Consider the following 13,480-nt stretch of genomic DNA (forward strand, 5'->3'; position numbering starts at 1 on the left):
GGCCGCCGGGCCGGGCCCGTTCCGGGGACACGGCGCCGCGGCCGTCCCCGGAAATGGGGTCCGCGCCCCCGGTCCGGCGCGCCCGGCCGGCACGGATCCATGCGGTAGCCTGAGGCGCATGTGTGGAATTGTTGGATATGTGGGCCCCTCCTCCCAATCCGCGGACGAGCGCGGCACCTCCTCCGGGCACGACGCCCTGGACGTCCTCGTGGAAGGCCTGCGGCGCCTCGAGTACCGCGGCTACGACTCCGCGGGTGTCGCGGTGCTCTCGAACGGCAGCGTCGGCTTCCGCAAGAAGGCCGGCAAGCTGCTGAACCTCGAGCAGGAGCTGGGCGAGCGCCCCCTGCCGCCCTCGACCACGGGCATCGGGCACACCCGCTGGGCCACCCACGGCGGCCCGTCCGACACCAACGCCCACCCGCACGTCGTCGACGGCGGCCGGCTGGCCGTGATCCACAACGGCATCATCGAGAACTTCGCGGAGATCAAGCGCGAGCTGGTCGAGAAGGGCCACGAGTTCGCCTCGGAGACCGACACCGAGGTGGCCGCCGCACTGCTGGCCGACACCTACAACGACCTCGGCGACCAGGACCTCACGACCGCCATGCAGATCGCCTGCCGCCGGCTCGAGGGCGCGTTCACCCTCCTCGCCGTGCACGTGGACCACCCCGGCCACGTCGTCGCCGCCCGCCGCAACTCCCCGCTGGTGCTCGGCCTCGGCGAGGGCGAGAACTTCCTGGGCTCCGACGTCTCCGGGTTCATCGACTACACCCGCAGCGCCGTCGAGCTCGGCCAGGACCAGGTCGTGACCATCACGGCCGACGACTACGAGATCACCGACTTCCACGGCAACCGGGCGGAGGGCAAGCCCTTCGAGGTGCTGTGGGACGCCGCCGCGGCAGAGAAGGGCGGCTTCCCCTCCTTCATGGAGAAGGAGATCAACGAGCAGCCCTCCGCCGTGGAGCAGACCCTGATGGGCCGCACCGACCCGGACGGCAACCTCGTCCTCGACGAGCTGAGGATCGACGAGTCCGTGCTCCGTGCGGTGGACAAGATCGTCGTCGTCGCCTGCGGCACCGCCGCCTACGCCGGGCAGGTCGCCCGCTACGCCATCGAGCACTGGTGCCGGATCCCCACCGAGGTGGAGCTCGCCCACGAGTTCCGCTACCGCGACCCGATCGTCAACGAGCGCACCCTGGTGGTGGCCCTGTCCCAGTCGGGCGAGACCATGGACACCCTCATGGCGGTCCGGCACGCCCAGGAGCAGGGGGCCAAGGTCGTGGCGATCTGCAACACCAACGGCTCCACCATCCCGCGCGAGGCCGACGCCGCGCTCTACACGCACGCCGGGCCCGAGATAGCGGTGGCCTCGACCAAGGCGTTCCTGGCCCAGATCACCGCCGCCTACCTCCTGGGGCTCTACCTCGCCCAGCTGCGCGGCAACAAGTACAAGGACGAGATCGCCGGGATCCTCGCCGAGCTCGAGGCCATGCCCGCCAAGATCCAGCAGGTCATCGACGCCCAGGACGCGGTCAAGGACCTCGCCCAGTCGATGAAGGACGCGGCCTCCGTGCTGTTCCTCGGCCGCCACGTCGGCTACCCGGTGGCCCTGGAGGGCGCCCTGAAGCTCAAGGAGATCGCCTACATCCACGCCGAGGGCTTCGCCGCCGGCGAGCTCAAGCACGGCCCGATCGCGCTGATCGAGGAAGGCCAGCCCGTCTTCGTGATCGTGCCCTCCCCGCGGGGCCGCGACTCCCTGCACTCGAAGGTGGTCTCCAACATCCAGGAGATCCGCGCCCGCGGCGCGGTGACCATCGTCATCGCCGAGGAGGGGGACGAGGCCGTCGCGGACTACGCGAACCACATCTTCCGCGTCCCGCAGTCCTCGGTGCTGCTCCAGCCGCTGCTCACCACGGTGCCGCTGCAGATCTTCGCCTGCGAGCTCGCCACCGCCAAGGGCTACGACGTGGACCAGCCGCGCAACCTCGCGAAGTCCGTCACCGTCGAGTAGCCGCCCGCCGGACACCGGCCCGTCGCCCCGTTCCCGGGGCGGCGGGCCGGTGGTCGTCGGAGGCCCCGGCCGGGTGTGGCTAGGGTGGGGGGCATGATCATCGGCACCGGCATCGACGTGGTGGACATCGCCCGCTTCGAGGAGCAGATCGCCCGCACCCCCGGCCTCGTGGCCCGGCTGTTCACCCCGCTCGAGCGGGACCTGCACGTCCGGTCGCTCGCGGCGCGCTTCGCGGCGAAGGAGGCGGCGGCCAAGGCGCTCAAGGCGCCGCCCGGCATGATCTGGCAGCACTGCTGGATCGAGAACCACCCCTCCGGCGCCCCGGTGCTGTGCACGGAGGGGACCGTGGCGGAGGAGGCCCGACGGCAGGGCATCGACCGGTGGCACCTGACCATGACCCACGACGGCGGGATCGCGATGGCCATGGTCATCGCCGAGCGCACCGGGGAGCCCGGGGGCGCCGCGCCCACCGGGGCGAGTGCGGCGGAGTCCGCCGGGACCGGGGCGGCGTCGTGATCGCGGCGTACACGGGCGCGCAGGTGCGCGACGCGGAGGCGCCCTTCCTGGCCCGGGGGGAGGGCCCCGCCCTGATGCGCCGCGCCGCCCACGGCCTGGCCCTGGCCTGCGCGGAGCGCCTGCGCGCCCGCCGCGGCCGGGTGGCCGGGGCCCGGGTGGTCGTCCTGACGGGCACCGGGAACAACGGCGGGGACGGACTGTGGGCCGGGGCCGAGCTGGCCCGGCGCGGAGCGTCCGTGCTGGCCGTGGCGGTCGGGGACCGGCTGCACCCCGAGGGCGCCGCGGCCCTCGCCGCGGCCGGCGGGCGCGTCCTGCCGCTGGCGGACGCCCCGGAGGGGGAGGGGCCCGCGCGCGTGCTCGCCGCCGACCTGGTGCTCGACGCCGTGCTCGGCACCGGCGCCCGCGGCGGGCTGCGCGGGGCCGCCGCGGACCTCGCCCGGGCGGTGCTGGAGCGGTGGCCGGAGCGGGACGCCCGCTGGTCGTGGCCTGCGACGTCCCCTCCGGGGTCTCGGCCGACACGGGCGCCGTCACCGGACCGGTGCTCCCCGCGGACCTGACGGTGAGCTTCGGCGGCGCGAAGGCCGGGCTCCTCCTGCCCCCGGGCGATCGCTCCTGCGGGGAGGTGCGCACCGTGCGGATCGGCATCGAGGACGCCCTGCCCGACCCGGCGCTGCGCCGGCTCGAGCCCGGCGACGTCGCGGCGCTGTGGCCGCGACCCGGCGCGGCGTCCCACAAGTACTCCCGGGGCGTGGTCGGCGTCGTGGCCGGCTCGCCCACGTACCCCGGCGCCGCCCTGATGTGCACCCGGGCCGCCGTGGACGCCGGCGCCGGCATGGTCCGCCACCTCGGCGACGCCGCGACCCGCTCGCTGGTCTGCCTGACCAGCCCGGAGGTGGTCGCCTCCGAGGACCACCCCGCCGACGTGCACGTCCAGGCGTGGGTCGTGGGCCCGGGCGCGGTGGGCGACCCCGCGCAGGAGTCGCGGATCGGGGCCGTCCTCGCCGGCGGGCTGCCCGCCGTCGTGGACGCCGGTGCGCTCACGGCCGCGGCGCGCGCCGCGGCCGAGGGCGGTCTCGGCCCCGGGAAGGTGCTCACCCCGCACGCCGGGGAGCTGGAGCAGGTCCTCGCCTGGCTGGCCGCCCTGCGGGGGGACGCGGACGCCCCCGACCGCGCCGCGATCGAGGCCGAGCCCGCCCGGTGGGCGCGCGCGGCCGCGGAGGCCACCGGCGCCGTGGTCGTGCTCAAGGGCGCCACCACCCTGGTGGCCGCCCCGGACGGCACGCTGCTCTCCCAGGCGGACGGGAGTCCCTGGCTGGCCACGGCCGGCAGCGGGGACACCCTCGCGGGGATCATGGGCGCCGCGCTCGCCGGCTGCGCCGAGGACCCGGACGCGTTCGCCGCCGCCGGGGACTGGGCCCGCGGGGACGCCCGCCTCGCGGTGGCGGCCGCGCTCGCCGTGGCCGTCCACGGGTACGCCTCCCGCCTGGACGGGCTCGGGCCCGTGCCGCCCACGGTCCTCGCCGGCAACGTCCGGCGGGTGCTGCGCTCCCGCGCCTGAGCCGCGCACCCGGCTCGGTGGGCGGCTCGGCTCCCGGGCGGCCACGGCAGCCGCCCGACCCCGCTAAGGTTAAGCGCACTTGCCCCGAACACCAGCCCGCTGACGGTGACCCCTGCCCGGCGGTACGACAGGAGATCCCATGGAAGTCTGGCCCGGCCAGCCCTATCCCCTCGGCGCCACCTTCGACGGCACCGGCACCAACTTCGCGCTCTTCAGCGAGGTCGCCGAGAAGGTCGAACTGTGCCTGTTCGACGACGACGGGACGGAGACCCGCATCGAGGTCGACGCGCAGGACGGCTACGTCTGGCACTGCTACCTGCCCACGGTCCAGCCCGGCCAGCGCTACGGCTACCGGGTGCACGGGCCGTGGAACCCCGCGGCGGGCCAGCGCTGCAACCCCTCCAAGCTGCTGCTCGACCCCTACGCGAAGGCGATCGCGGGCGAGTTCGACTGGGCCCAGCCGCTGTTCTCCTACGACTTCGGCGCCGAGGACTCCCTCAACGAGGAGGACTCGGCCCCGCACATGGCCATGGGCGTGGTGATCAACCCGTTCTTCAACTGGGAGGGCGACCGCACCCCGCGCACGCCGTACCACAAGTCCGTGATCTACGAGGCGCACGTGAAGGGCCTCACCCAGCAGCACCCGGACGTCCCGGAGGAGCAGCGCGGCACCTACGCCGGCGTGGCCCACCCCTCGGTCATCGCCCACCTGCAGAAGCTCGGCGTCACGGCCATCGAGCTGATGCCCGTGCACCAGTTCGTGCAGGACAGCACGCTGCTCGAGAAGGGCCTGCGCAACTACTGGGGCTACAACACGATCGGCTTCTTCGCCCCGCACAACGAGTACAACTCCACCAACGACCTCGGCGGCCAGGTCCAGGAGTTCAAGGCCATGGTGCGCGCCCTGCACCAGGCGGACATCGAGGTCATCCTCGACGTGGTGTACAACCACACCGCCGAGGGCAACCACATGGGCCCCACGCTGTCCATGAAGGGCATCGACAACCAGGCCTACTACCGCACGGTGGAGGGCGACGAGAAGTTCTACATGGACTACACGGGCACCGGCAACTCCCTCAACGTCCGGCACCCGCACTCCCTGCAGCTCATCATGGACTCCCTGCGCTACTGGGTGACCGAGATGCACGTGGACGGCTTCCGCTTCGACCTCGCCGCCACCCTGGCCCGCGAGTTCTACGACGTGGACAAGCTCTCCACGTTCTTCGAGCTCGTCCAGCAGGACCCGGTCGTCTCCCAGGTCAAGCTGATCGCCGAGCCGTGGGACATCGGCCCCGGCGGCTACCAGGTGGGCAACTTCCCGCCGCAGTGGACCGAGTGGAACGGCAAGTACCGGGACACGGTCCGCGACTTCTGGCGCGGCGAGCCGGCGACCCTCGGCGAGTTCGCCTCCCGGATCACGGGCTCCGCGGACCTCTACGAGCACAGCGGCCGGCGTCCCTTCGCGTCGATCAACTTCGTCACCGCCCACGACGGCTTCACGCTGCGGGACATCGTCTCCTACAACGAGAAGCACAACGACGCCAACGGCGAGGACAACAACGACGGGGAGTCCCACAACCGCTCCTGGAACTGCGGCGTCGAGGGCCCCACCGACGACCCGGAGATCCTGGCGCTGCGCGCCCGCCAGCAGCGCAACTTCCTCGCCACCCTGCTGCTGTCCCAGGGCACGCCCATGGTCCTGCACGGGGACGAGCTGGGCCGGAGCCAGGACGGCAACAACAACACCTACTGCCAGGACAACGAGCTGTCCTGGATCGACTGGGAGGCGATGGACGGCCCGCTCACCGAGTTCACCGCCGCGGTCACCCAGCTGCGCCACCAGCACCCCACGTTCCGCCGGTCCAACTTCTTCGACGGCCGGCCCGTGGAGATGGACGAGGACGACACCGGGCGGCCGATGCCCGACATCGCGTGGCTGAACACCGACGGCTCCCCGATGAAGCCCGCCGACTGGGACGAGCCGCTGTCCCGGTCGCTGGGCATGTGGCTCAACGGCCACGGCATCGCGGGGGTGGACATGCGCGGGCAGCCCATCACGGACGTCAACTTCATCGTGTACTTCAACTCCAACCCGGAGCCCGTGAAGTACAAGCTGCCGCCGGCCCGCTACGGCCGGCAGTGGGAGGAGATCCTGGACACCGCCGGCAAGCACTCCGACGGGCAGATCCGCAAGGCCCGCAGCTCGATCACCCTGGAGGGCAAGTCCACGGTCGTGCTGCGCGCCTACGAGGCCCCCGAGGAGGAGCCCGACGCGTCGGTCGCCGCCTCCGTGGCGGTGTACTCGAGGACGCCCGCGGACCAGTGAGCTGAGGCGCCGGCAGGCTGTCGACCCGGACACGGGTCGACAGCCTGCTGGCGTTTCCGGGGCCGGGCCGACAGACTGGAGCGGTGCGCACACCTATCTCGACCTACCGACTCCAGATCACCTCCGACCTGACGCTGGACCGCGCGGCCGGGCTCGTGGACTACCTCCACGACCTCGGTGCGGACTGGGTCTACCTGTCCCCGATCCTGCGGGCCGTCGACGGCTCGGACCACGGCTACGACGTCGCGTCCCCGGCCGAGGTGGACCCCGTCCGCGGCGGCCCCGCCGGGCTCAGGGCGCTCGCCGACGCCGCCCACGGCCGCGGCATGGGCGTGCTGGTCGACATCGTCCCGAACCACCAGGGCGTGGCCGTCCCGCAGCAGAACCCGTGGTGGTGGTCCCTGCTCGAGCAGGGGCGGGACTCGCCCTACGCGGACGCCTTCGACGTCGAGTGGGAGGCCGGCGGCGGCAAGGTGCTGATCCCGGTGCTCGGCGACGGCGACGAGGAGCTGGCGCAGCTGCGCGTCGAGGACGGCACCCTGCGCTACTACGACAACGTCTACCCCCTCGCGGAGGGCACCTGGGCCGCGGGCGACGACCCGCAGGACGTCCACGCCCGCCAGCACTACGAGCTGATCAACTGGCGCCGCGGCGACGCCGAGCTGAACTACCGCCGCTTCTTCACCGTGGCCACGCTCGCCGGACTGCGCGTGGAGGACCCGGAGGTCTTCGACGAGTCCCACGCCGAGATCAAACGCTGGATCGACGAGGGCCTCGTCGACGGGCTGCGCATCGACCACCCCGACGGGCTGCGGGACCCGCGGCAGTACCTCGAGCGGCTCAAGGAGCTCACCGGCGGCGCCTATGTCGTCGTGGAGAAGATCCTGGAGCCCGGGGAGCGGCTGCCCGGGGACTGGGCCACGGCCGGCACCACGGGCTACGACGCCCTGGGCGTGCTCGACCGGCTGCTCACCGACCCGGCGGGGGAGTACGCCCTCACCAGCCTCGACGCCCGCCTGCGCGGCGGGGAGCCGGTGCACTGGGAGGAGATGATCCACGGCACCAAGCGCGCCATGGCCGACAACGCCCTGCACGCCGAGGTCCTGCGCCTGGCCCGGTCGGTCCCCGCCGGCGCCGGGCTCGGCCACGACGAGGCCGTGGACGCCCTCGCGGAGATCCTCGCGAACTTCCCCGTCTACCGCAGCTACCTCCCCGAGGGCGCCGAGCACCTGCGCGCCGCCCTCGACGCCGCCCGGGCGCGGCGTCCCGACCTCGCCGGACCGATCGGCACCCTGGGGGAGCTGCTCGGGGCCGAAGCCACGGACGACGCCGAGCTCGGCGAACTGGCCCGCCGCTTCCAGCAGACCTCGGGGATGGTCATGGCCAAGGGCGTGGAGGACACCGCGTTCTACCGCTTCCCCCGCCTGACCTCCCTCACCGAGGTGGGCGGCGACCCCTCGCACTTCGCCGTGACGCCCGAGGAGGCCCACGCCGAGCTCGGCCGCCGGGCCGCCGAGGAGCCGCTGGCCATGACCGCCCTGTCCACGCACGACACCAAGCGCTCGGAGGCCGTGCGCGCGCGGATCACGGTCCTGTCCGAGGCCGGCGAGCAGTGGGCCGGCGTGGTGGGCACCGCGAAGAAGCTCGCCGAGGAGGCCGGCGTGCGGGTGGACGACGGCCCGCTGGTGAACCTCGTGCTGCAGGCCGTGGTGGGCGCCTGGCCGCTCTCCCAGGAGCGCACCGTGGACTACGCGCTCAAGGCCGCCCGCGAGGCCGGCAGCTCGACCGCCTGGGTGGACGGGGACGAGGACTTCGAGGACCGGCTCGTGCGGTTCATCGAGCTGGTCTTCCACGACCCCGAGATCCGGGCCGTGGTGGAGGGCTTCGCCCAGCACGTCACCGAGGCCGGCTGGAGCAACGGGCTCGCCGCCAAGCTGGTCCAGCTCACGATGCCCGGCGTCCCCGACGTCTACCAGGGCTCCGAGCTGTGGGCCGAGTCCCTCGTGGACCCGGACAACCGCCGCCCCGTGGACTTCGAGGCCCGGGCCGCGATGCTCGCCCGGCTGGACACCCCCGTGGGCGGGACCGTCGAGGGCATCCCGGCCGTGGGCCCCGACGCCGCCGCCAAGCTGCTCGTCACCAGCCGGGCCCTCCGGCTGCGCCGCGACCACCCGGAGCTGTTCACCGGCTACACCCCGCTGGAGGCCTCCGGCCCGCGGGCCGGGCACGTGTTCGCCTTCGACCGCGGCGGCGCCGTGACCGTGGCCACCCGCCTTCCCCTGGGCCTCGCGGCCCGGGGCGGCTTCACCGACGAGACCCTCGAGCTGCCCGAGGGCGACTTCGAGGACGTGCTCACCCACCGCCCGCACACGGGCACCGTGGCGCTGTCCGCCCTGCTGTCCGACTACCCCGTGGCGCTGCTGCGCCGGAAGGACTCCTGAACCCCCATGAACACCCGTGAGCACCTGAACCGCTTCGACGTCTGGGCCCCGCACGCCCGGTCCGTGACCGTGCGGATCGAGGGCGAGGACCACGCCATGGTCCCCGCCGCGTCCCTGCCCGCGGGCTCCCCCGAGGGGCCCGCCGCCCGCCGCGACGGCTGGTGGACCCTGCCCGACGACGCCGACGTCCCCACGGGCACCGTCCGCTACGGCTACGTCCTGGGCAAGACCTTCGACGAGGGCACCGCCGAGGAGCGCTCGCAGGTCTCCGAGGTCCTGCCCGACCCCCGCTCGCGCCGCCAGCCGCAGGGCGTGCACGACCTGTCCTGCACCTTCGACCCCTCCGCGCACCGGTGGGGCGACACCGCGTGGACGGGCCGGACCCTCGCGGGCTCGGTGATCTACGAGCTGCACCTCGGCACCTTCACGCCCGCCGGCACGCTCGACGCGGCGGTCGAGCGGCTCGACCACCTCGTGGAGCTCGGCGTGGACTTCGTGGAGCTGCTGCCCGTCAACGGCTTCAACGGCGAGCACAACTGGGGCTACGACGGCGTCCTCTGGTACACCGTGGACGAGTCCTACGGCGGGCCCGCGGCCTACCAGCGCTTCGTGGACGCGTGCCACCAGCGCGGGATCGGCGTGATCCAGGACGTGGTCTACAACCACCTGGGCCCGTCCGGGAACTACCTGCCCCTTTTCGCCGACTACTTCAAGCCCGGCTCCAGCACCTGGGGCGACCTCATCAACCTCGACGGCTGGGGCTCGGACGGGGTGCGCGACTACATCCTCGACAACGTGGAGATGTGGCTGCGCGACTACCACGTGGACGGGTTCCGCCTCGACGCCGTGCACGCGCTGCAGGACCACCGGGCCGTGCACATCCTCGAGGAGATCGCCGAGCTCGTGGAGCGGGTGGGCGTGGAGACGGGCAAGCCGCTGTTCACGGTGGCCGAGTCGGACCTCAACGACCACCGGATGATCACGCCGACCACGGCCCACGGCCTGGGCATGACCGGGCAGTGGCTCGACGACTTCCACCACGCCGCGCACGTGGCGCTGACCGGGGAGACCCAGGGCTACTACGCGGACTTCGCCGCGCTGGGGACCCTCGACAAGGTCATGCGCGACGCGTTCTACCACGACGGCACCATGTCGGTGTTCCGCGGCCGCCACCACGGCCGGCCGGTCGACAAGCAGCGGGTGCGCCCGTGGCAGTTCGTCACCTGCATCCAGAACCACGACCAGGTGGGCAACCGGGCCGCCGGGGACCGGATCAGCGCGAGCCTCTCGGCCGACCAGCAGGTGCTCGGCGCCGCCGTGCTGCTCACCCAGCCGTTCACCCCCATGCTGTTCATGGGGGAGGAGTGGGGCGCGTCCACCCCGTGGCAGTTCTTCACCGCCCACCCCGAGCCCGAGCTCGGCGAGGCCGTGGCGAAGGGACGCAAGGCGGAGTTCGCCTCGATGGGCTGGGACGAGTCCACGGTCCCGGACCCCCAGGCGCCCAGCACCTTCACCGACTCGAAGCTGGACTGGGACGAGCCCGGCCGGGGCGAGCACGCCCGGGTGCTGGCCGCCTACCGCGAGCTCATCGCGCTGCGGCGCGCGGTGCCCGAGCTCACGGACCCGCGGTTCGCGACCATCGACACCGACCACGACGAGGACGCCCGCTGGTTCGTGCTCCGCCGGGCCACGGCGCCGGGCTCCGACCACGGGGTCGCCGTCGTCCTCAACTTCGGGGCGGACCCCGTCGAGGTGCCCGTCCCGGGAGCGGCCGACGCCGAGGTGCTGTTCCGCTCCGGCGAGGTGTCCCTCACCGCGGGGGCCGACGGCGGCGCCGTCGCCGCGCTGCCCGCCCACGGCGCGGCGGTGGTGCGGTACTGACCCGCCGCGCCCCGTCCGCCCCACCGTCCACCGACCCGCGAAAGGCCACTGTGCTCACCTACGGACCCGATGCCCGCTACCTCGCCGCCGAGGACCGCTACGAGACCATGCCCTTCCGGCGCGTGGGGGACTCCGGGCTCAAGCTGCCCGCGATCTCCCTGGGCCTGTGGCACAACTTCGGCGACGACAAGCCGCTCGCCACCCAGCGGGCCACGCTGCGCCGCGCCTTCGACCTCGGCGTGACCCACTTCGACCTCGCCAACAACTACGGCCCGCCGGCCGGCGCCGCCGAGCTGAACTTCGGCAGGATCCTGCGGGAGGACTTCGCGCCGTACCGGGACGAGCTGGTGATCTCCTCGAAGGCCGGCTGGGACATGTGGCCGGGGTCCTACGGCTTCGGCGGCTCGCGCAAGTACCTGCTGTCCTCCCTGGACCAGTCCCTGCAGCGGATGGGCCTGGACCACGTGGACGTGTTCTACCACCACCGCCCGGACCCGGACACGCCGCTCGAGGAGACCATGCGGGCCCTCGACCACGTCGTGCGCTCGGGGCGGGCGCTGTACGTGGGGATCTCCTCCTACAACGCGGAGCTGACCCAGCGCGCCCAGCAGATCATGCGCGAGCTCGGCACCCCGCTGCTGATCCACCAGCCCTCCTACTCGATGCTCAACCGGTGGGTCGAGGCCCCGGGTCCCTCGGGGACCTCGCTGCTGGGGGCGCTGACCGAGGCCGGCATGGGCTCGATCGTGTTCTCCCCGCTGGCTCAGGGCATGCTCACGGACCGCTACCTCGACGGCATCCCGGAGGGCTCCCGGGCCGCGGCCGAGAAGTCCCTGGACCCCGAGTGGCTCTCGGACACGACCCTGGAGAAGGTCCGCGGCCTGCACGAGATCGCCGCCGCCCGCGGGCAGAGCCTGGCCCAGATGGCGATCGCGTGGGTGCTGCGGGAGCAGCAGGACGGGCAGGTGACCACGGCCCTCGTGGGCGCCTCCTCCCCGGAGCAGCTCGAGGACAGCGTGGGCGCGGTGCGCAACCTCGCGTTCACCCCCGGGGAGCTGGAGGCCATCGACCGGCTGGCCACCGACTCCGACATCAACATCTGGGCGGGCGCCCAGGACTCCAAGCACGCATGAGCCGCGGGGCCCGGTAGACCGTGGAGGTCTCGCAGTACCTCGCCCTGCTGGGCCTGTGGATCGCCGGGATCGTGGCCCCCGGCCCGGACGTGCTGGTGATCCTGCGCAACTCGTCGCTGGGCTCCCGCACGGCCGGGGTGCTCACGGCCGTGGGCGTGATGACCGGCAACCTCGTGTGGATCACGCTGTCCCTCACGGGCGTCACCGTCCTGATCAGCCAGGCCGACACCGTGCAGCTGCTCATCCAGGTGGCGGGGGCGCTGTTCCTCGGCTGGCTGGGGGTGAGCGGGATCCGGGCCGGGCTCGCCGCCCGGACGGCTCCGGCGGCCGTGCCGGCGGGAGGGGCTCCGCCCACGGGGCCCGCCGCGTCCACGGCGCCGCCGGGTGCGGTGCCGTGGACGCGTGCGCCCGGCCCGGCCCGGGCGTTCGTGCTGGGGCTCGTCACCAACCTCTCGAACGCGAAGGCCATCATCTTCTTCGTGGCGCTGTTCGCCAACGTGGTCCCGGCCGGGGCCCGCTGGTGGGAGACCGCCCTGGTCTTCGTGCTGCTGGTGGCGGTGGGCCTCGCCTGGTTCACCGCCGTGGCGTGGATGGGCTCCGTCGAACGACTGGCGGTGACCTTCCGCCGCCACGGCGCCGCCGTGGAGCTGGCCTCCGGCGCCCTGTTCCTGGTGCTCGCCCTGGCACTGCTGGTGAGCGCGCTGTGAGTATCACCCCTGCCGACGGTCATCTGCCGCCGGGGGTTTCCTCGCGCGCCGGCCGGTGATAGGAACTAAGCATCCTTATTTCCGGTGCGGCCGCTCTCCGGCGGCTCCGGGCCCGTCCACAGGAGGAGAAGCGCGATGTCCGACAACGAGTACCTGACCCGCTCCATCCACGACCTCACCGCGGCCGCATGGTTCGGTGGCTCCCTCATGGGCGCCGTCGGGCTCAACGGGGCGGCCGCGGCCGCCCAGGACCCGCAGGAGCGCACGCGCCTGTCCAACCTCGGATGGAAGAAGTGGGCCCCGCTCCAGGCGGCGGCGCTGGTCGCCCACGGCGTCGCCGGCGCGGCGCTCATCGCCCAGAACAAGGGCCGGCTGGCCACCCAGGAGGGCGTCGGCGGGGCGACGACCTCCAAGGCCCTGATCACCGTGGTGGGCGCCGGGGTCACGGCCTACTCCCGCGTGCTCGGCAAGAAGATCGAGAAGCTCTCGGACGAGGGCGCGCAGGGCGCCACCGAGCCCCGCCCGGACGCCTCCCCGGAGCTGGCCTCCGCCCAGAAGCAGCTGAAGGTGATCCAGTGGGTGATCCCCGCCCTGGCGGGCACCGTGGTGGTCCTCGGGGCCAAGCACGGCGAGATGCAGCGGCCGCGCAACGTGCTCCAGGGCTGGCTGCGCTGACCGGCGGCCCGCCCGCGGAAACGGCCCGTCCCTCCGGGGGTCGGGCCGTTTCCCGTGGCGGGGTCTAGACTTGGGGGGTTTGAGTCCTCCCCGCCGCACCGGACGCCGTCGACGACGTCGCCGCGGCCCGAGCCGCCGGGCGGGGGGCGGACGATCCACGACGAAGGAGAATCGTGTCTCATCATCCGATCCGAGTGGCGGTGGCCGGTGTCGGCAACTGCGCCTCGTCCTT

Annotated in this window: 10 protein-coding genes; all 10 read left to right on the plus strand. The window is 73.3% G+C overall.

The genetic code is table 11. The annotated features are described in order from the left end of the window. The first annotated feature begins 118 nt into the window (after positions 1-118). Positions 119-2,011, plus strand: coding sequence for a glutamine--fructose-6-phosphate transaminase (isomerizing) (gene glmS, locus BJF77_RS01830; protein ID WP_075871109.1), 1,893 nt, complete (start codon positions 119-121; stop codon positions 2,009-2,011). 93 nt (positions 2,012-2,104) lie between these two features. Next, positions 2,105-2,527: a holo-ACP synthase gene (locus tag BJF77_RS01835; RefSeq protein ID WP_139318387.1), complete on the plus strand. Its 423-nt coding sequence runs from the start codon at positions 2,105-2,107 to the stop codon at positions 2,525-2,527. Then, positions 2,524-3,084, plus strand: coding sequence for an NAD(P)H-hydrate epimerase (locus BJF77_RS21265; protein WP_255396084.1), 561 nt, complete (start codon positions 2,524-2,526; stop codon positions 3,082-3,084). The genes BJF77_RS01835 and BJF77_RS21265 overlap by 4 nt, the downstream gene beginning before the upstream one ends. Continuing rightward, complete coding sequence (locus BJF77_RS01840; RefSeq protein WP_255396085.1) at positions 2,982-4,085, plus strand: bifunctional ADP-dependent NAD(P)H-hydrate dehydratase/NAD(P)H-hydrate epimerase; 1,104 nt, start codon at positions 2,982-2,984, stop codon at positions 4,083-4,085. The genes BJF77_RS21265 and BJF77_RS01840 overlap by 103 nt, the downstream gene beginning before the upstream one ends. A 139-nt stretch (positions 4,086-4,224) precedes the next feature. Next, complete coding sequence (gene glgX, locus BJF77_RS01845) at positions 4,225-6,411, plus strand: glycogen debranching protein GlgX (protein WP_047802014.1); 2,187 nt, start codon at positions 4,225-4,227, stop codon at positions 6,409-6,411. Positions 6,412-6,494: 83 nt separating this feature from the next. Continuing rightward, positions 6,495-8,852, plus strand: a complete 2,358-nt coding sequence (gene treY / locus BJF77_RS01850; RefSeq protein WP_075871110.1) for a malto-oligosyltrehalose synthase — start codon at positions 6,495-6,497, stop codon at positions 8,850-8,852. 6 nt (positions 8,853-8,858) lie between these two features. Further along, complete coding sequence (treZ, locus tag BJF77_RS01855; RefSeq protein ID WP_047802016.1) at positions 8,859-10,733, plus strand: malto-oligosyltrehalose trehalohydrolase; 1,875 nt, start codon at positions 8,859-8,861, stop codon at positions 10,731-10,733. Positions 10,734-10,783: 50 nt separating this feature from the next. Then, positions 10,784-11,866, plus strand: a complete 1,083-nt coding sequence (mgrA, locus tag BJF77_RS01860; RefSeq protein ID WP_075871111.1) for an L-glyceraldehyde 3-phosphate reductase — start codon at positions 10,784-10,786, stop codon at positions 11,864-11,866. 20 nt (positions 11,867-11,886) lie between these two features. Then, positions 11,887-12,573 (plus strand): LysE family translocator, encoded by a 687-nt coding sequence (locus BJF77_RS01865; protein WP_075871112.1) that lies wholly within the window; start codon positions 11,887-11,889, stop codon positions 12,571-12,573. 135 nt (positions 12,574-12,708) lie between these two features. After that, the gene (locus tag BJF77_RS01870; protein ID WP_047802018.1) at positions 12,709-13,248 is read left to right on the plus strand and encodes a hypothetical protein; all 540 of its coding nucleotides are present in this window, start codon (positions 12,709-12,711) and stop codon (positions 13,246-13,248) included. Positions 13,249-13,480: the final 232 nt, after the last annotated feature.

The organism is Kocuria sp. CNJ-770, from assembly GCF_001942375.1.
GTDB classification, from domain to species: Bacteria; Actinomycetota; Actinomycetes; order Actinomycetales; family Micrococcaceae; genus Kocuria; species Kocuria oceani.